Below are 18515 nucleotides of genomic sequence, written 5' to 3' on the forward strand. Positions count from 1 at the left end.
CGTGTCCGGTCGAGTGGGCCACGTGGCGGAGGCCGTCGAATCCGACGGCTTGTGGGACACGGGTCGCGGGCCGCTCACGACGTCCCGTCCCCCATCGCCCAGGACGGAAGCCGACACCCGGGTCGGCGTGTCGGAGCCATGGGGTCCGGCAGCGCGCGGGTTCGGGGACGGGAGCGGCGGTCCGAGGGTGCGCGTTGCGCATGTCGGGGGCGGGGGTCCGGGCGACGCGTGTCGAGGGGCCGAGGGTGCGCGTGTCGGCGCGGGGCGAGGGTCCGGGCGAGCGCCTGTCGAGCCGGACGCCGTGGTCCGGAGGTCCGCGTGTCGGGGCGGGGCGAGGGTCCGGGCGAGCGCCTGTCGAGCCGGACGCCGTGGTCCGAGGGTGCCCCTGTCGGAGGCGGGGCGGTGTCCGGGCGAGCGCCGAGGGTGCCCGTGTCGGAGGCGGGGGCGGGGGTCCGGGCAGGCGTCGGGGCCGGAGGCGGGGCGGGGGTCCGGGCGAGCGGGCGTCGGGGGCGGGGACGGCGGTCCGGGCCGAGGGCGGCGACCAGTGCATCTACGCCGGAGCCGGGATCACTGATCGGGCCGCGTGTGCCGGAACGGGACGCGGTGGTCCGGGCAGGCCGACTGACCGGTGACAGCCAGAGCCGGTAACGGGGGGCGGGCGACGAGTGCGGAACCGGTGCCGGGGGACAGGTGCGCCCGTCGGAGGCCGGGCCGGGGTTCACGCGGCACCCGGTGGAGCCCGGGCCGTTGATCGGTACGCGCTCGCCGAAGACCGGGCCCGAGAGCGAAGCGCGGGTGCGCGCGGCGTGCCGTGGCCGGATCCGGTTGTTCGGGCGGCGTGGCCCGTGGCCGGATCCGGTGGCTGATACCGCACCCGGAAGATCGCCTTCACCATTAGCGTTCGACCCGTCACCCAGCGGGCATGAACGGTCGTACGAAACCCGCGAGTAGCTGGGGAGGAAGGAAGAGCCGTGACCGAAGGTGCCGGCATCCGCACCGGGGACCTGCCGGACGATCTGACCGCCGCCGAGGCCGGGATGTGGCAGGCCTTCCGCAACGGCAGCGCCTACGACCTGCGCAGCGGGGACACCGCCGTCGACGATCCGCACGGCGGCCACCCCTGGGGACCGGAGCGCAGCGTGCGCGCGCGGATCGTGGCGTGGCTGCTCCTGGACGGGCCGCCCGCACTCGCCGGGCGTGTCTCGTCGCTGAAGCTGACCGGGGTGCAGATCCTGGACACCCTGGACCTCGCGGGCGGCACGATCATGCCGTACGTGGAGCTGAAGGGTTGCCGGTTCGAGAAGGAGATCCTGCTACCGGAGGCCCGCTTCACGACCCTGCGCCTGGTGGACTGCTCGGTGCCGCGCCTGGAGGCGGCACGGGTGCACACGGAGGGCGACCTGCATCTGCCGCGCTGCCGCTTCCAGAACGGGGTACGGCTCACCGACGCGCACATCGGCACCGATCTGCTGCTCAACCAGGCCGTCGTCTACCGGGACCGGCGCGGCCACTCGATCACCGCGGACGGAATGACCGTCGGGCAGGACCTGCAGGCCGAGATGCTGGAGTCGCACGGGGAGCTGAGCCTGCGCAGCGCCAAGGTGGGCGTCTCGCTGAGCCTGCGCGGCGCGCAGCTGACCAACCCGTACACACGGCTGGCGCTGAACGCCCCCCAGTTGACGGTCGAGCGGACGCTGTACCTGACCCCGGCGGGCGTCGGCAATCCGCGCCTGACCAGCGGTACCACGCCCGCGCGGGGAACGCGCGTGCAGCGGTTCGAATGCCGGGGCGGGGTCCGGCTGGACGACGGACGGTTCGGCGACGCGGTCGACCTGGAGCGGGCCCGGTTCGTCCTCGACGACGACCAGGAGCTGTCACTTCGCCGGGTACAGGCGCCCGAGCTGCGCTTCCTGGGCGAGCGGCCCGAGCGCGGCAAGGTGATCCTCTCGGGCGCGCGGATCGTGACCCTGATCGACCGGTGGACGAGCTGGCCCGGCCCCGGTGATCTGCACATGGGCGGCTTCACCTACGAGAACCTCGTCCCGCAGGACGCCTTCCCGCTCGCCCGGCGACTGGAGTGGGTGGCGGCGGCGACCGCCGAGTACGCCCCGGAACCGTACGAGCGGCTCGCGGCCGTGCTGCGCAACTCCGGGGAGGACGAGGACGCGCGCGAGGTCCTGCTCGCCAAGCAGCGCCGCCGCCGCGAGACCCTGCCGCTCGCGGCCAAGCTGTGGGGATACGCGCAGGACTGGACGGTCGCCTACGGATACCGGCCCGGCCGCGCGGCGGTGTGGATGGCGGTGCTGTGGGCGGCGGCCTCGGTCGCGTTCGCGCACGCGAGCCATCCGCCGGTCAGCAAGGAGGGCCATCCCGAGTGGAACCCCTCCCTCTTCGCCCTGGACATGCTGCTGCCCGTGATCGACCTCGGCCAGCAGGGACAGTGGGCGCTGAGCGGCGGCTGGCAGTGGGTCCAGGCTGCGGTGATCCTGCTGGGCTGGATCCTGGCGACGACGGTCGCGGCGGGCGCGACGCGGCTGCTGCGGCGCAGCTGACGCATAGCCCCCCAACAGCGGAGAAACAGCCGCCTTTTGCCTACTCTTGACTGTTGAGAGTACAACTAAATACGGGTTACGCATTCGTGCTGGCGCCTCCCCGACCTGCGGCTTTCAATGGTCGACACCATGGCACTGCTGCCCCCATTCATCCGCACGGCGCGGACGCCCCGTCGCCCCTCCCACCTCGCCGCCGGGCTGCCCGCGGACGACGAGGTCCTCCTCGACGCGCCCGACGAACGCCTTGCCCCCGCCCTGGTCGCGGCCGGCCGTGGCGACCACGGCCCGGCGGCCGAACTGCTCGCGACCACGCGGAAGGCCGCCGAGTGGGAGGACCGCGACCGGTACGTGACACGGCTCGCCGCCTTCGCACGCTCGCGCGAGGAGTGGCTCGGGGACTGGTGCGCGGCCGCCCCGGACGATCCGGACGCGCTGCTGGTCAAGGCGGAGCTGGCCGTGGCCCGCGGCTGGGCCTCGCCGGCCCGCTCCGAACTCCTGCGCGAGGTGGGCCCCTTGATCGCGGCGGCGGCCGAGGGCAATCCGCGCGACCCGGTGCCGTGGCGGGTGGCGCTCGACCATGCGCGCGGCACCGACGCCGGCCACGCAGAGTTCGAACGGCTGTGGACCGAGGCCGTACGCCGCTCCCCGTACCACTACGGCTGCCATGTGGCGGCCCTTCAGTACCTGTCGGCCGCCTGCCGTTCCCAGTGCCGCTCCCGGTGCGGAGACACCCGCCACACCCGCCACGGCTCCCACGGCGAGTGCTTCGACTTCGCCGAGACCGCCGCACAGGACACGCTGCCCGACTCGCTGGTGCAGGCGCTTCCGGTGCGCGCGGCCTTCGCGTGTCTGACGGAGAGCGGCGGGGCGAGGGTGGGCCGCGACCGGCTGGACGCGGCGGCGGACCGGGCGATCGCGCTGTCGTCCCGGTACGCGGAAGCCGACCCGTGGCCCGCCGAGGTGCGCAACCTCCTCACGTATGTGCTGGTCGAACTGGAGCGCTGGGAGGACGCGTGGACACAGCTGCGCATGATCGGCCCGTTCGCCACCTCCGCGCCCTGGGACCGGATCTCCGAAGATCCGCTGGGCCGGTTCCTGGAGGTGCGGGACGGTGTCCGCCGGCACGTGACGAGGGCGCGAACCCGGCATTCGGCGAGGCCTCTCCTTCCACGGAGTGAGCGCGCCGGACACGCCCGCGCCAGCGGCCATTAGGCTTTCGGGTCGTGACCACCGTCCGGCTCCCGCTCTTCCCGCTGAACTCGGTACTGTTCCCGGGGCTCGTGCTCCCGCTGAACGTCTTCGAGGAGCGTTATCGCGCCCTGATGCGCGACCTGCTCAAGACCCCCGAGGACGAACCGCGCCGCTTCGCCGTCGTCGCGATCCGCGACGGCCACGAGGTGGCCCCGAGCGCCCCGGGCATGCCGGATCCGACGGCCCTGCCGCAGCACGGGCCCACGGCCGGCTTCGGCCCTGACCCTGCCGAGGCGTTCCACGCGGTGGGCTGTATCGCGGACGCGGCGACGATCCGGGAGCGGGCCGACGGCACCTTCGAGGTGCTGGCCACGGGCACGACACGGGTCCGTCTGCTCTCGGTGGACACGTCGGGCGCGTTCCTCACGGCCGAGCTGGAGGAGTTGCCGGAGGAGCAGGGCGACGAGGCGGGCGCGCTCGCCGAGGGGGTGCTGCGGGCGTTCCGGCAGTACCAGAAGCGGCTGGCGGGCGCTCGGGAACGGTCCCTGTCGACCGGCGCGGACCTGCCGGACGAACCGGCGGTGGTGTCGTACCTGGTGGCGGCCGCGGTGATGCTGGACACGCCGACGAAGCAGCGGCTGCTGCAGGCTCCTGACACCGCCTCCCGTCTGCGTGACGAGCTGAAACTGCTTCGCTCGGAGACGGCGATCATCCGTAGTCTGCCCTCGTTGCCGGCGGCGGAACTGACGCGGGGTCCGACCAGCCTGAACTGACGCGTGACACGTGGGGACGGGCCGGATGGCGAAGAGAGCGAAGAAGCAGCAGCAGTCGGGGGGAACCCCGGCGACGGTGGCGCTGACGGCTGCCGGGGTGGAGTTCACGGTCTACTCCTACGACCACGACCCCTCGCATCCCTCCTACGGCGAGGAGGCGGCCGAGGCGATGGGGGTCTCCCCCGATCGGGTGTTCAAGACGCTGGTCGCGGACGTGGACGGCGCGCTGGTGGTCGGGGTGGTCCCGGTGGCGGGCTCACTGGACCTGAAGGCACTGGCGACCGCGGTGGGCGGCAAGCGGGCGGCGATGGCGGACCCGGCGCTGGCGGAACGCACGACGGGGTATGTGCGGGGCGGCATCTCCCCCCTGGGCCAGCGCAAGAAGCTGCGCACGGTCCTGGACGCGTCGGCGTCGTCGCACGCCACGATCTGTGTGTCGGCGGGCCGCCGGGGTCTGGAAGTGGAACTGTCGCCCGAGGACCTGGCGAAGCTCACGGAGGCGCGCCTCGCCCCGATCGCCCGCGCGTGACCACTCGACGAACGAGCCGTCGTCGAGTAGTACGGAAACATGTCGAAGAGGACACGCAAGCGCAAATGGCGCATGAAGAAGGGCCACGCGAATCACGGCCACCGCCCGGCGTAGCCACGCCCTCACCCGAGCGCCGGAGAGCTGTCCAGGGGGCTCCGGCGCTCCAGGAGGAACAGGGGCGGGCGCGGCGTGTCCGTCCTAGGCCGGGGGCGTGGTGGGCTCGTAAGGCGCCGCGTACGGATCCGGGTCCCGGGGACCGAACAGCGCCGTCAGCCCGAGGTGCACCACCAGCGCGGCCACCGACCACGCCAGCAACGCCCCCTTGGCCCCCAGCTTCAACGGCGCGGAGAACGTCACCCCCTTGCCCACGGCCTTGGCATGCGCGATCACGTTCTGCGTGGGTCCCAGCCAGACCCCCAGCCGCCACGCGAGCAGCGACCCCAGCAGCCCGCCCACGCCGAGCGCCACCACCAGCGGTACGCCGCCCCGCTTGCGCACCAGGAAGACGACCAGCGCGCTGACCGCTCCGAACGCCGATGCGAGCAGCGTGAACGTCCCGTCCACGCCGATGGCCTGCTCCCCTTCGGTGTCCTTCAGATAGACGACCCAGGTCTTGTCGACCAGGTCCCCCACCAGCGGCACATGCGGCGCCAGCCACGACCACAGCACCCCGAGCAGCACCCCGGCGAGCGCGACGCCCACCGTGATCACGGCGGCCTCCCGCACCTCGGTCTTCATACCGGGACCGTCCGCCCCGTACAGGGCCGTGGCGCCGTGCGGAGCGGGCCCCGCACCCGGAGGAGCGGACACGGCGTGCCACGCGTCGTGCGAAGAATGCGGGGGCTGTTCATGCGGCGGCGGAGGCGGAGTCAACGGAGCGGTCACCTTCACATCCTGCCAGGCGGGTCTGTCAGCCGCGTCACCGGACGGCCGCCCGGCGGTACGCCCAGGTCGCCATGGCCAGCGAGGCCACGCCGACCGCGGCACACACGGCCAGGTCACCGAGGACCAACGCCCAGTCCGGATGCCCGTCGAAGCTCCGCGCGAACGCCTCGACACCGTAGGTGGAGGGCAGCAGGTCCCGCGCCATCTGCACGGTCTCCGGCATCCGGTGGGCGGGCAGCACCCCCAGCAGCAGCGCCGCCGACATACCCAACTGCCCGAACAGCGTGGCCAGTTCGGGCCTCGGCGCGAGCAGCCCCAGCGCGGCGCCGAGGCCCGAGAGGGCGGCCCCGGACAGCGGGATCACCGCGGCGAGCACCCACAGGTGCGCGAGAGGCAGCCCGAACAGCACGGACCCGAGGACGGCGGTCACCACGGTCCCGGGCACGGTGAAGGACGCGTACGCGCCGGCCGCTCCCAGCACCACGGCGGCGGCGGGCACCGGCAGCGTGGCGTAGTGGTCGAGCCCGCCGCTGCCGCGCAGCTGACCGAAGTACTGCGCCAGCAGGTTCAGTCCGACGTACGCGACGACCAGCACGGACGCCCCGGCCACCACGGACCGTGCGTCATGGCCGCCGTCCACGACGCCGCGCATCATGATCATGATCCCGATGGACTGGAACGTGGCCACGAACAGCAGTGGGATCCGCGCGACCCGCGCCCGGGACAGCTGCGCCCGGTACACGGCGGCGAGCGACGGCCACAGCCGCGCCCGCGCGCCGAGGGCGCTCTCGTCCCCGGCGCCGCCGTCCACGACCCCGGCGCCGGGCAGAACCTCGGCGGGTACGACACTCACGTCGTGCTGCTCCTCTTCGTTCCTGCCGCCGCCCAGTCCCCCACGGACGCGACGCCCCTGCCGCTCGATACGGACGCGACGCCCCTGCAGCTCGATACGGATACGCCCCACGCGCTCATGCCTTCACCAGCCCGTGGGTGCTGCCGCCGAGCGCCAGGTACACGTCCTCCAGACTGGGGGTGGCCAGCGTGAAGTCGTCGAGGGCCGCGAACGCGGCGCCTCCGGTCACGGTGGCGACGGCCGCGCGCGCCTCCTCGGGGGCCATCCGCAGCGACCAGCGGCGCCCGGACTCGACGGCACGGGCGCGCAGCGCGGCGACCTCGGGCACCTCGAGCGGCGCCTGCTGGCGCCATACGAGTTCCACCCGTACCTCGCCCGCGACCCGCTCCTTGAGCCCGGCCGGGGTGTCACAGGCGATGACGCGGCCCCGGTCGAGGACGGCGACCCGGTCCAGGACGGTCTCCGCCTCGATGACGTTGTGGGTGACCAGCAGGACGGTCGTTCCGCGTTCGGCCCGACGCCGGTCCACGGCGGCCCACACGGCCCTGCGTGCCAGAGGGTCCATTCCGGTGGTCGGCTCGTCGAGGACCAGCAACGGCCGCTCCCCCATCAGCGCGGCGGCGAAGCAGGCGAGCCGGCGCTGACCGCCGGAGAGCTTCTTGAGCGGCCGGGCGGCGATCGGGGTGAGCCCGAGCTCGTCGAGGACGGCGTCCCTCTGCTCGCGCGCCCGCCGCAGTTCGAGACCGCGCAGCCGTCCGGTCGTCTCGGCGGCGAGCGAGACGGTCAGCTCGTCGAGGGCGGTGGACTCCTGTCCGAGGTAGGCGAGGATCCGCGCGGCCCGCTCGGGATGGCGCACGATGTCGTGTCCGAGGATCTCCACGCTCCCGTGGTCGGGCCGCATCAGCCCGGTCAGCTGCCGTACGAGGGTGGACTTGCCGGCGCCGTTCGGCCCGAGCAGTCCGAAGATCTCCCCGCGCCGGATGTCCAGCCGTACCTCGTCGGTGGCCCGCACCTCGGGGGTACCGGGCGCGCCGCGCCGGCCCCGTACCGCCGGATAGGTCTTGGTCAGCCCGCGCACGGCGCACACGACATCGCCGCCCTGCGGTTGTGCCTGTGCGGTGCGCGTACTCACAAGGGACGAGAGTACGGGGTGCCGGGGGCGGAGCCACGCGCGGGTCGACCCATGTGCGCATATCGACCGCTCAGCCCAAATCGGCCGTAACGGCGCTCGATCACGACGGCGCCGCCCGGGGTGACACGCCGGTCGGGCTCAGTCTCCCGCGGGGGCGTGCTCCGCCGTCGTCCGCTGATCGATCTCCCGCCAGAACCCCGCCCGGATGGCATACCGGTCGTGCTCGTCGATCTGGTCGTCCTTGTGCGCGAGCAGCCCGAAACGCGCCGCGTACCGCAGCAGTTCCCCGTCGATGCGGTGCGGCACCCGCGGATACATGCCCGACAGCTTCTGCAGGTGCGAGGGATCGGCGAGCCGCTCGATCCACCGCCGCGCGAACACCTGGCCCACCTCGTACGGGTCGCCGCCGACCGTGGTGATGTCCTCCTCCCGGTCGGCCCATCGCTGCTCCGCGGTCGTCAGCTGCGCGAGCGTGGGCAGCGAGGCGGCCTCCGGCGACTCGGCCGCGACGGGCCGGTCGACCCAGCCCTTGTCGGACGACCACCGCAACGTCGCCCCGGCGGGCTGCTGCGCTGTCTGGGTGCCGGGCGCCCGGAGCGCGGCCAGGTCCTTCGGCGTCGGTACGCCCTTGGACGTGGGCACGCGCTCCTGGGAGCCGTTCGCCGAGGCAGCCGCCGGGACGTGTTCCGGTTCCTCGGCGGGCCGGTCCGTCGTGGCCGCGAGCGCCGACTCCGGCAGCGGAGCCGACAGGATCGCGGCGATCTCCGGCCGTGGCACCGGCGGGGGCGCGCACACCCCGCCCACTTCCTTCGCCCGTACCGCCTTGATGATCCACGCCCGGTCGAGCACGCGCCGCTCGTCGGCCTCGGCGACGAGGTCCTCGGACTGGTTGTAGTCGCCGTCCGCGGCCTGCACGGCCCACAGGTGCACGGCGACCCCGTGCTCCTTCGCGGCCATCATGCCCGGCAGCAGATCCCCGTCGCCGGTGACGAGCACGACGTCCGAGCAGGCGCGGTTGCGGGCCAGTTCCGTCAGCTCGGCGTGCATCGCGGCGTCGACGCCCTTCTGCGCCCACCGCCCGTCGCTGCGGGTCAGGGCGCCCAGGCGCACCGTGACCCGGGGCATCACGCGCATCCTGCGATGCTCCGGCTGCGGTACGCGGTCGGGGGCGCCGTCGAACCAGTAGATGCGCAGCAGCGGTCGTTCCGTGTCGGACTCGGCGCGTTCGCGCAGCCCCTGGATGAGGGCGGCGTGGTCGACGGTGATCCGGGACCGCGAGGGCTCACCGGCCAGCAGGCTGGCGGCAGCCCCGAGCAGATACCCGGCGTCCACCAGGACGATGCAGCGGTCCACGCGATCCACCCTCTTCCCGGGAGGTTTGCTTCGGGCTTCCTTCGAGTCTGCCCGACCGCGGGGAGGTTAACGGCCCGAACTCGATCTTCGGCGTGGCGGATCGGAGCCCCGCTCCTCGAACGATCTCTGTCACCCACGGTAATTGTCCGACATGCGACTGATGTCAGCCTATGTGACTCTGGTCCCGGCCCTGGCCCCTAGATCCCCCACAGGAGGCATCCCCATGGCCAAGAACAAGAACCGCAAGCAGTCCGGCCCGCAGAACCGCTCGCCGCAGGCCGAACAGGCGCAGGAGCACATGCACAGGCCCGCTCAGGAAACGCACGAGTCTCCTATATCGCAGGCCCCGGGCAGCCCTGCGAGTGTTGCCCGTAAGCAGCAGAAGCGCTTCGGTCACAACTGAGGCCCGCGTTCGGGCTCGTGCTGTGCCCCAGGTCCGGGCACACACGGAGGGGGCGCACCCGGCTTCGGGTGCGCCCCCGCACATGTCGGCGCTCCGGAGGGATCAGCCCGCCAGACAGGCCGGGCCGAGCAGGACCTTCAGATCGCCGTAGAGCGCCGGGTCCGGCTTGACGCGGTGCCGGTCCAGCCGCAGGACGGTCGTCTTGCGCGGACCCTGGAGCCTGATCCGCACCTCGCTGTCGCCCTTGTGCTGGCTGAGGATCTCGCCGAGGCGGCTGACCATCGGCGGGGTGACCTTCACCGCGGGGATGGTGAGCACGACGGGCGCGTTGGTGCCCGCGTTCGACAGGTCCGGGACCATCAGCTCCATCGCGACCAGCCGTGGCACGTCCTCACGCTTGTCGAGGCGGCCCTTGACGAACACGACGGCGTCCTCGACGAGTTGCGTCGACACCAGCTGGTAGGTCGCCGGGAAGAACATGCACTCGATCGAGCCCGCCAGGTCCTCGACCGTGGCGATCGCCCAGGCGTTGCCCTGCTTGGTCATCTTGCGCTGCAGGCCGGAGATGATGCCGCCGATGGTGACCACCGCGCCGTCCGCGTGCTCACCGCCGGTGAGCTGGGCGATGCCCGCGTCGGCCTTGTCGGACAGCACGTGCTCCAGGCCGAAGAGAGGGTGGTCGGAGACGTACAGACCGAGCATCTCCCGCTCCTGGGCGAGCAGATACGTCTTGTCCCACTCCTCGTCGGTGAAGGTGACGTCGAGGCCGAAGCCGGGCTCGCTGCTCTGCTCCTCGCCCATGCCGCCGAAGAGGTCGAACTGCCCCTCGGCTTCCTTGCGCTTGACCGCGACCACGTTGTCGATCATCGGCTCGTACTGCGCGGTGAGGCCCTTGCGCGTGTGGCCCATCGTGTCGAAGGCCCCGGCCTTGATCAGCGATTCCGTGGTGCGCTTGTTGCAGACCACGGCGTCGACCTTGTCGAGATAGTCCGGGAAGGACGTGTACTTCCCCTTGGCCTTGCGGGCCTTGATGATCGACTCGACGACGTTCGTGCCGACGTTGCGCACCGCGGAGAGGCCGAAGAGGATCACGTCGTCGCCCTGGGCGGCGAAGTTCGACTCCGACTCGTTGACGTTCGGCGGGAGCACCTTGATGCCCATGCGGCGGCACTCGTTCAGATAGACGGCCGACTTGTCCTTGTCGTCCTTGACCGAGGTGAGGAGTGCGGCCATGTACTCGGCGGGGTGGTTCGCCTTCAGGTAGGCGGTCCAGTAGGAGACCAGGCCGTACGCCGCGGAGTGGGCCTTGTTGAACGCGTAGCCGGCGAAGGGGACCAGCACGTCCCACAGTGCCTGGATGGCCTCGTCGCTGTATCCGTTCTTACGGGCGCCGGCCTGGAAGATGGTGAAGTTCTTCGCCAGTTCCTCGGGCTTCTTCTTGCCCATCACACGGCGGAGGATGTCGGCCTCGCCGAGCGAGTAGCCCGCGATGATCTGGGCGGCCTTCTGCACCTGCTCCTGGTAGACGATCAGGCCGTGGGTGACGTCCAGGACCTCCTTGAGCGGGGCCTCCAGCTCCGGGTGGATCGGCGTGATCTCCTGCTGGCCGTTCTTTCGAAGGGCGTAGTTGGTGTGGGAGTTCATGCCCATCGGGCCCGGGCGGTACAGGGCCGACACGGCGGAGATGTCTTCGAAGTTGTCCGGCTTCATCAGGCGCAGCAGCGAGCGCATCGGGCCGCCGTCGAACTGGAAGACGCCGAGGGTGTCGCCGCGCTGGAGCAGTTCGAAGGTCTTGGGGTCGTCGAGCGGCAGACCCAGCAGATCGATGTCGACGCCCTTGTTGGACTTCACCATCTTGACGGCGTCGTCCATGATCGTCAGGTTGCGCAGGCCGAGGAAGTCCATCTTCAGCAGGCCGAGCGACTCACAGCTCGGGTAGTCCCACTGGGTGATGGTCACGCCGTCGGTGTGCCGGACCCAGACGGGGACGTGCTCGGTGATGGTCTCGCTGGACATGATCACGCCGGCGGCGTGCACACCCATCTGCCGCACCAGGCCCTCGACGCCCTTGGCGGTGTCGATGACCTTCTTCACATCCGGCTCGTTCTCGTACATCCCGCGCACTTCGCCCGCCTCCGAGTAGCGCGGGTGGCTGGGGTCGGTGATGCCGGAGAGCGGGATGCCCTTGCCGAGGACGTCGGCGGGCATCGCCTTGGTGATGCGGTCGCCCATCGCGTACGGGTAGCCCAGCACGCGCGCGGAGTCCTTGATCGCGTTCTTGGCCTTGATGGTGCCGTACGTGCCGATCATGGCGACCTTGTCGGCGCCGTACTTCTCCGTCACGTACCTGATCACCTCGACGCGCCGACGCTCGTCGAAGTCGATGTCGACATCGGGCATCGAGATGCGCTCGGGGTTGAGGAACCGCTCGAAGATCAGGCCGTGCGGGATCGGGTCGAGGTCGGTGATGCCCATGGCGTAGGCGACGATCGAGCCCGCCGCGGAGCCTCGGCCGGGGCCGACCGCGATGCCGTTGTTCTTGGCCCACATGATGAAGTCGGCGACCACGAGGAAGTAGCCCGGGAAGCCCATCTGGATGATGACGTCCATCTCGTACTCGGCCTGCTTCTGGCGGTCCTCGGGGACGCCGCCCGGGAAGCGGCGCTCCATGCCGCGGCGGACCTCCTCCTGGAACCAGGTGACCTCGGTGTAGCCCTCGGGGATGTCGAACTTGGGCATGAGGTCGCGCTTCTCGAACATGCCCGTGGTGTCGACCTGCTCGGCCACCAGCAGGGTGTTGCGGCAGCCCTCCTGCCAGGCGTCCGAGGAGTCGATGGCGTACATCTCGTCCGTGGACTTCAGGTAGTAACCGGTGCCGTCGAACTTGAAGCGGTCCGGGTCGGAGAGGTTCTTGCCGGTCTGGATGCACAGCAGGGCGTCGTGGGCGCCCGCCTCGTGCGCGTACGTGTAGTGGGAGTCATTGGTGACCAGCGGCGGGATGCCGAGCTTCTTGCCGATCTCCAGCAGGCCGTCGCGAACCCTGCGCTCGATCTCGATGCCGTGGTCCATCAGCTCCAGGAAGTAGCGGCCCTTGCCGAAGATGTCCTGGTAGTCGGCGGCCGCCTTGAGCGCCTCGTCGAAGTGGCCGAGGCGCAGCCGGGTCTGCACCTCGCCGGAGGGGCAGCCGGTGGAGGCGATCAGGCCCTCGGACCACTGGGCGATGGTCTCCTTGTCCATCCGGGGCCACTTCTGCAGCCAGCCCTCGGCGTACGCGTCGGAGGAGAGCCGGAAGAGGTTGTGCAGACCCGTCTTGTTCGCCGCCCAGATGGTCTTGTGGGTGTAACCACCGGAACCGGAGACGTCGTCCCTCTTCTGGTGCGGCTGGCCCCAGAGGATCTTGCGCTTGTTGCGGCGGGACTCGGGGGCGATGTACGCCTCGATGCCGATGATCGGGGTGATCCCGGCCTTCTTCGCGGAGTGGAAGAAGTCGTACGCCCCGTGGAGGTTGCCGTGGTCGGACATCGCGATGTGCGTCATGCCCATCTCGTTGCACGCGTTGAACATGTCCTTCAGCCGCGCCGCACCGTCCAGCAGCGAGTACTGGGTGTGGACGTGCAGGTGCGTGAACGGCGGCTTTGACACGGCTTCGGCCTCCAGGGCGAACGACGTCGACGGGGGTCCGGCAGGCTGCGGACAGTCTGGGTGGACAGCCTCGAAGTCTATGCCTCGGCACTGACACCCGGAGCGTTTCCTTACGTACCTTCATCCGGGGGACACGGGCCACGCACCCGTACCTTCGTGCGACGGACAGGAGCCCCATCACCCGTGTCTCCGTACGAGGGTCGCGGGCACTCCCGCGTACCGTCGTCCGTTGGAAGGGGACGGACGATCCGTCCCACACGTCACGCACCACCTGCACCTGGAGGCACCCCGCGATGTCGGTTCCGCAGCTCAGCGCCGAGCAACGCGGCGAGGAGATCCTCGCCGTCTTCGACACCGCCTTCGGCGAGCTGCTCGCCGCCGACCCGGCCGCGTTCCGCGTGAAGTTCCGCAAGATGGCGGCCTCCGCCTTCGCCTTCTACCGGGGCACGGCGTGCCTCTTCTACCACGACCTCGCCGCGGAGAAGCGCGGCGGCCCGTACCTGGACGACCGCACCTCGCGCGTGTGGATCCACGGCGACCTGCACGCCGAGAACTTCGGCACGTACATGGACGCCACGGGCCGTCTGATCTTCAACGTGAACGACTTCGACGAGGCGTACGTCGGCCCCTTCACCTGGGACCTGAAGCGCTTCGCCGCCTCCATGGCGCTGATCGGGTACGCCAAGGCGCTGAGCGACGACCAGATCGGCGAGCTGGTCACGGTGTACGCGACGGCCTACCGCGAGCGCGTCCACGCGCTGGCCACCGGGGCCAAGAGCGACGAGGTGCCGCCCTTCACCCTGGACACCGCCCAGGGCCCGCTCCTGGACGCGCTGCGCGACGCCCGCTCGCTGACCCGCTTCGGGCTGCTGGACTCGATGACCGAGATCCGCGACTTCGAGCGCCGCTTCGCGCCGGGCGGCGGCTCCATCGAGCTGGACGCGGCCACGCGCTACAAGGTGCTCGCCGCCTTCGACGGCTATCTGGAGACGCTGCCGGAGTCCTCCCTGGCCCGCCCGGACTCCTACCGGGTCAAGGACGTGGTCGGCCGCCGGGGCATCGGCATCGGCTCGGCGGGCCTGCCGTCGTACAACATCCTCCTGGAGGGCAACAGCGACGCCCTGGAGAACGACGTGGTCATCTACATCAAGCAGGCCCAGACCCCGGCCGTCTCCCGCCACATCACGGACCCGGCCATCCGCGAGTACTTCCAGCACGAGGGCCACCGCACGGTGATCTCCCAGCGTGCCCTGCAGGCGCACGCCGATCCGTGGCTGGGCTGGACCGAGCTGGACGGCGCGGGCCAGCTGGTCGCCGAGGTGTCGCCGTACGCCGTGGACCTGGACTGGGGCGACATCGACGACCCGGAGGAGATCGCGGCGGTCGTCGCCGACCTGGGCCGGTCCACCGCCACGATGCACGCGGCGGCGGACGACCAGTCCGGCGAGTCCCTGGTGCCGTTCTCCACGGAGCGGGCCATCGACGCGGCGATCGCCGCCGAAGAGGCCGGCTTCGCGGAGCTGCTGGTGGACTTCGCGCACGAGTACGGGGCACGCGCGCGTACGGACCACCAGATCTTCGTGGACCTGTTCCGCAACGGCCGGATCCCCGGTCTGTAGGCCTCCTGCTCCTGGGACTCCAGGGCTCCCCGACCGCTCCCACACAACGCTCCCGTAACGCATGGCCCCCCTTTAGGGGACCCTTACGGGAGCGCGTGGGACACTCTCACCGCTATGGACATATCCGGGACCCAGCTCAGAGCCGTACGCGCGGCGCTGTTCACGGCGGTGGTCGTGACGCTCAGCGCCGCGTCGCACGTGCTGCTGTCCGAGGTCCCGCTGCCGATGGGGACGGTGGCCGCGATCGCCGCAGCCGTCTTCGCCGTCGCCTACGGGCTGGCGGGCCGTGAGCGCGGCTTCGGGAAGATCGCGGCCCTGCTGGTCCCGCTCGAGCTGGCCGCGGACACGGTGTTCACCACGGGCCAGCACGCCTGCTACGGCAGGGCGGGCGGCCCGGTCACCGGCCCGCTGCGCTCGGTCGGCCTGGACGTCCTGTGCAGTGGCGGCAGCGTGGGCACCCGGGTCGCCGGCCCGGGCACCGACCGGGTCGCGGCTCTGCTGGCGCACGCCGACCCGGCGACCGCCTGGCTGCTGCTCGCCGCCCATGTGAGCGTGGGGCTCCTCGCGGCCGCCTGGCTGCGCCGGGGCGAGCGGGCGCTGGCCCAGCTGCTGCGCGCGATGGCCGCGACCACGTTCCGGCCGCTGCTGATCGCCGTCGCCGCGGTGGAGGTGCGGCTCGCCCCGATGCGTCGGGCCCCGCGGCCCGCGCACCGTGTCGTCACCGTCCGCATTCCCCTGTTCGCGCACTCCCTGGGACGGCGGGGTCCGCCGCGCTCGGTCACCTTCGGCTGAAGCACCCGAAGCATCCGAAGCACCCGAGCACCGCAAGACCCCCCTTTACACAACCCGCGCACAGCGTGTGCGCGCGTCCCCATGGAGATCACCCGATGAGCAAGCGGAACAGCCAGACGGCGAAGACGGCGGCCCGTGAGCGGCTGCGTCAGGAGCGCGAGCGGCAGGCCAAGCGCGACAAGGTGAAGCGGCAGGTCATCGTCGCCTGCTCGATCGTCGGCGTCCTCGCGATAGCCGGCGGGGTCGGCTACGCCGTCGTCCAGGCCAACAAGCCCAGTCACTGGGAGGCCCTGAAGAGCGCCAAGGTCGTGGCGCCGGCCAACACCACGGGCACCGACGGGACGACCGTGGTCATCGGCAAGAGCACCGCGAAGAAGACCCTCAAGGTCTACGAGGACCCGCGCTGCCCGATCTGCGCCCAGTTCGAGCAGACCGTCGGTACGACCGTCAAGAAGGACATCGACGACGGCAAGTTCAAGATCCAGTACATCGGCGGCACGTTCATCGACGGCGACCAGCTGGGCAAGGGCACGATCGGTACGCGCGGCGAGGGCTCCAAGAACGCGATGAGCGCCATGGGCGCCGCGCTCAACGTCAGCCCGGAGGCCTTCCTCGAGTACAAGAGCGCGCTGTACTCGAAGCAGTGGCACCCGGACGAGACGAGCGACAAGTTCAAGGGCCGCGACTACCTGCTCAAGGTCGCGGACACCGTCCCGGCCCTGAAGAACAGCACCGCGTTCCAGAACGCGGTGAAGAACGGCACCTATGACGCCTGGGCGCTGGCGATGTCGAAGACGTTCGACACCAACAAGGACGGCGTCACGGGCACGCCGAGCTTCGTCATGAACGGCAAGGTGCTCACCACCTCCGCCGGCAACCCGCCGATGACGGTGGGCGAGTTCACCTCGCTGGTGGACGCGGCCCTCAAGGCCTGAGCCGGCACCGGACAGGACACACCAGATCGTCCGCGAGCGGCCGGCTAGAGGCTGAGCGGCCGGTTAGAGGCTGTCGAGGAAGCCGAGCGCCACCCGCCAGGTGGCCTCGGCCGCCTCCTCGTCATAGTCCGGCAGATCGGGGTCGGTGTAGAGGTGGCCGGCGCCCACGTACCGGTGGATCTCCACGTCCGCGCCAGCTCTGCGCATCTGCAGATACCAGGCGCTCAGCCAGTCGTCCGTCTCGAACGGGTCCGGCTCGGCCACGTGCAGCTGGACCGGGAGATCGTCCACCGAGGCGCCGGCCGCGATGTCCGAGGTCCCGTGCAGCAGCAGGAGGCCGCGCGCGTGCTTGTCACCGAGGGCCAGGGTCTGCGCGGTGGCGGCGCCGAGCGAGAACCCCGCGTACACAAGCCCTCGCTCCGAGTACGGCGCGCAGGCCAGGACGGCCCGCTTGAGCAGCTCTTCCTTGCCGATCTCGTCCTTGAAGGCCATGGCCTCCTCGACCGTCTCGAAGGTGCGGCCGTCGAACAGATCAGGGGTCCACACCTCGTGCCCGGCGGCGCGCAGCCGGTCGGCGGCGGCGCGGACGGCGGGCCGCAGTCCGTATGTGGAGTGGAAGAGCATGATGTTCATGAGCCCATGGTGCCAGTCGGCACCGACCGCGCCGTACGCAGCGTGTTTGCGACCGAAACGGGATCAGAGGTTCACACCGCCCTCATCCGGTTACGTTCGAAGGCATGGAGAATGTACTGCGCCCGGTGATCGTCGTCGGTGGCTCGGTCGTGCTCACCCTGCTCATCGGTTGGGCCACGGACCTCCTGCTGCGCAAGGCGAACGACTCCCACCCCGAGACGCCCCTGTGGGGCCTGCTGCGACGCGGCCGCATCCCCTACCAGCTCGTCCTCTGCGCGGCCCTGCTCAGAGGCTCCTACGACCAGGCCAAGCTTCTGGAGGCCCACCGGGTCGGGATCGGCCAGGCGCTGACACTGGTGCTGATCGGATCCGCCGCCTGGCTGGTCATCCGTATCGCGGGCGCCGTCGTGGAGACGTCCTACACCCGCTACGCCCGCGTCCACCGCGATCCGGCCCGGGTCCGGCGTGTGCGCACCCAGGTCTCGTTGATCATGCGGGTGGTGTCGGCGATCGTCGGGGTGGTGGCCGCCGCCTCCATGCTGCTGACGTTCCCGGCGATGCGGGCGGCCGGCGCCTCACTGCTGGCCTCGGCCGGCATCCTGGGCATCGTCGCCGGTGTCGCCGCGCAGTCCACGCTCGCCAACCTCTTCGCCGGTCTGCAGATCGCGTTCGGCGACATGGTGCGGATCGGCGACACGGTCGTGGTGGACGGCGAGTGGGGCACCGTCGACGAGATCACGCTGACGTTCCTGACGGTGCGGACCTGGGACGAGCGCCGGATCACCATGCCGGTGACGTACTTCACCTCGAAGCCGTTCCAGAACTGGTCGCGCGGTGGCTCCCAGATGACCGGCATCGTCTTCTTCCACGTCGACCACTCCGCGCCGGTGGAGGCGATGCGCGAGAGGCTCCGCGACATCGTGCGCCAGTGCCCGGCGTGGGACGGCCGCGCCCACGGCCTGGTCGTCACCGACACGACGCCCACCACCATGGAGGTCCGGGCGCTGGTGACCGCGAAGGACGCCGACGACATCTGGACGGTCCGGGTCACGGTCCGTGAGCAGATGATCCGCTGGCTGACCGAGGAGCATCCGTACGCGCTGCCACGGGTCAACACGGCGGAGGCGATAGCGCCGCCGAGCAGGAACGGGCATGCCTGGGCCGATGGAGCGGGCCACCGGGAGTACGAGTCGTCGCGGACGGGCCGGGGCTGAGGCCCGGCC

At 71.1% G+C, this 18515-nt stretch carries 15 protein-coding genes; 9 read left to right on the forward strand and 6 right to left on the reverse strand.

Annotated features, from left to right (window positions below; translation table 11 throughout):
- Positions 1–971: 971 nt before the first annotated feature.
- From ASC56_RS14660 to ybaK, 4 genes are all read left to right on the forward strand, one after another.
- The gene (locus tag ASC56_RS14660) at positions 972–2552 is read left to right on the forward strand and encodes a hypothetical protein (protein ID WP_055491811.1); all 1581 of its coding nucleotides are present in this window, start codon (positions 972–974) and stop codon (positions 2550–2552) included.
- A gap of 129 nt (positions 2553–2681) precedes the next feature.
- A complete protein-coding gene (locus ASC56_RS14665) occupies positions 2682–3764 on the forward strand; it encodes a hypothetical protein (RefSeq protein WP_055491938.1) in 1083 nt (360 codons plus the stop codon).
- An 11-nt stretch (positions 3765–3775) separates the two neighbouring features.
- A complete protein-coding gene (locus ASC56_RS14670) occupies positions 3776–4516 on the forward strand; it encodes an LON peptidase substrate-binding domain-containing protein (protein ID WP_055491812.1) in 741 nt (246 codons plus the stop codon).
- Between the two features lie 25 nt (positions 4517–4541).
- The gene (gene ybaK, locus ASC56_RS14675) at positions 4542–5045 is read left to right on the forward strand and encodes a Cys-tRNA(Pro) deacylase (RefSeq protein ID WP_055491813.1); all 504 of its coding nucleotides are present in this window, start codon (positions 4542–4544) and stop codon (positions 5043–5045) included.
- A gap of 198 nt (positions 5046–5243) precedes the next feature.
- Here ybaK and ASC56_RS14680 read toward each other — a convergent pair whose 3' ends face one another.
- The 4 genes from ASC56_RS14680 to ASC56_RS14695 all read right to left on the reverse strand — a co-directional run bounded on the left by ASC56_RS14680 (position 5244) and on the right by ASC56_RS14695 (position 9268).
- Positions 5244–5930, reverse strand: a complete 687-nt coding sequence (locus tag ASC56_RS14680; RefSeq protein ID WP_055491939.1) for a DUF2567 domain-containing protein — start codon at positions 5928–5930, stop codon at positions 5244–5246.
- Between the two features lie 34 nt (positions 5931–5964).
- Positions 5965–6783 carry an ABC transporter permease gene (locus ASC56_RS14685; RefSeq protein ID WP_055491940.1) on the reverse strand — a complete coding sequence of 273 codons (819 nt, stop codon included), beginning with the start codon at positions 6781–6783 and terminating at the stop codon, positions 5965–5967.
- A 115-nt stretch (positions 6784–6898) separates the two neighbouring features.
- Entirely contained in the window at positions 6899–7870 is a 972-nt protein-coding gene (locus tag ASC56_RS14690) for an ABC transporter ATP-binding protein (RefSeq protein ID WP_055491814.1), read from the reverse strand.
- A gap of 183 nt (positions 7871–8053) precedes the next feature.
- Complete coding sequence (locus ASC56_RS14695; protein ID WP_055491941.1) at positions 8054–9268, reverse strand: NYN domain-containing protein; 1215 nt, start codon at positions 9266–9268, stop codon at positions 8054–8056.
- A 223-nt stretch (positions 9269–9491) separates the two neighbouring features.
- On the opposite strand from ASC56_RS14695, the gene ASC56_RS37960 reads away from it, so the two are divergent.
- The gene (locus tag ASC56_RS37960) at positions 9492–9671 is read left to right on the forward strand and encodes a hypothetical protein (protein WP_079102497.1); all 180 of its coding nucleotides are present in this window, start codon (positions 9492–9494) and stop codon (positions 9669–9671) included.
- 102 nt (positions 9672–9773) lie between these two features.
- Here the strand turns inward: ASC56_RS37960 and dnaE are convergent, their stop codons facing one another.
- Positions 9774–13313 (reverse strand): DNA polymerase III subunit alpha, encoded by a 3540-nt coding sequence (gene dnaE / locus ASC56_RS14700; RefSeq protein WP_055491815.1) that lies wholly within the window; start codon positions 13311–13313, stop codon positions 9774–9776.
- 293 nt (positions 13314–13606) lie between these two features.
- Between dnaE and ASC56_RS14705 the strand changes: the two genes are divergently transcribed.
- The 3 genes from ASC56_RS14705 (at position 13607) to ASC56_RS14715 (ending at position 16659) form a co-directional block, all read left to right on the forward strand.
- Positions 13607–14932, forward strand: a complete 1326-nt coding sequence (locus tag ASC56_RS14705; protein ID WP_055491816.1) for a DUF2252 domain-containing protein — start codon at positions 13607–13609, stop codon at positions 14930–14932.
- Between the two features lie 114 nt (positions 14933–15046).
- The gene (locus tag ASC56_RS14710) at positions 15047–15724 is read left to right on the forward strand and encodes a hypothetical protein (RefSeq protein WP_055491817.1); all 678 of its coding nucleotides are present in this window, start codon (positions 15047–15049) and stop codon (positions 15722–15724) included.
- A gap of 95 nt (positions 15725–15819) precedes the next feature.
- Entirely contained in the window at positions 15820–16659 is an 840-nt protein-coding gene (locus ASC56_RS14715) for a thioredoxin domain-containing protein (RefSeq protein WP_055491818.1), read from the forward strand.
- Positions 16660–16722: 63 nt separating this feature from the next.
- Here the strand turns inward: ASC56_RS14715 and ASC56_RS14720 are convergent, their stop codons facing one another.
- Entirely contained in the window at positions 16723–17292 is a 570-nt protein-coding gene (locus tag ASC56_RS14720) for a dienelactone hydrolase family protein (protein ID WP_055491819.1), read from the reverse strand.
- 104 nt (positions 17293–17396) lie between these two features.
- Here ASC56_RS14720 and ASC56_RS14725 point away from each other — a divergent pair, with 104 nt between their 5' ends.
- On the forward strand, positions 17397–18506 hold the full coding sequence (locus tag ASC56_RS14725; RefSeq protein WP_055491820.1) for a mechanosensitive ion channel family protein: 1110 nt from the start codon (positions 17397–17399) through the stop codon (positions 18504–18506).
- Positions 18507–18515: the final 9 nt, after the last annotated feature.

The organism is Streptomyces sp. TP-A0356 (assembly GCF_001417775.1).
In the GTDB taxonomy this organism is placed as follows: Bacteria; Actinomycetota; Actinomycetes; order Streptomycetales; family Streptomycetaceae; genus Streptomyces.

Excerpts from the sequence above, each read along its gene's own strand:
- ASC56_RS14665 (WP_055491938.1), top strand. The coding sequence starts at position 2,682 with ATGGCACTGCTGCCCCCATTCATCCGCACGGCGCGGACGCCCCGTCGC.
- ybaK (WP_055491813.1), top strand. The coding sequence starts at position 4,542 with ATGGCGAAGAGAGCGAAGAAGCAGCAGCAGTCGGGGGGAACCCCGGCG.
- ASC56_RS37960 (WP_079102497.1), top strand. The coding sequence starts at position 9,492 with ATGGCCAAGAACAAGAACCGCAAGCAGTCCGGCCCGCAGAACCGCTCG.
- ASC56_RS14705 (WP_055491816.1), top strand. The coding sequence starts at position 13,607 with ATGTCGGTTCCGCAGCTCAGCGCCGAGCAACGCGGCGAGGAGATCCTC.
- ASC56_RS14710 (WP_055491817.1), top strand. The coding sequence starts at position 15,047 with ATGGACATATCCGGGACCCAGCTCAGAGCCGTACGCGCGGCGCTGTTC.
- ASC56_RS14715 (WP_055491818.1), top strand. The coding sequence starts at position 15,820 with ATGAGCAAGCGGAACAGCCAGACGGCGAAGACGGCGGCCCGTGAGCGG.
- ASC56_RS14720 (WP_055491819.1), bottom strand. The coding sequence starts at position 17,292 with ATGAACATCATGCTCTTCCACTCCACATACGGACTGCGGCCCGCCGTC.
- ASC56_RS14725 (WP_055491820.1), top strand. The coding sequence starts at position 17,397 with ATGGAGAATGTACTGCGCCCGGTGATCGTCGTCGGTGGCTCGGTCGTG.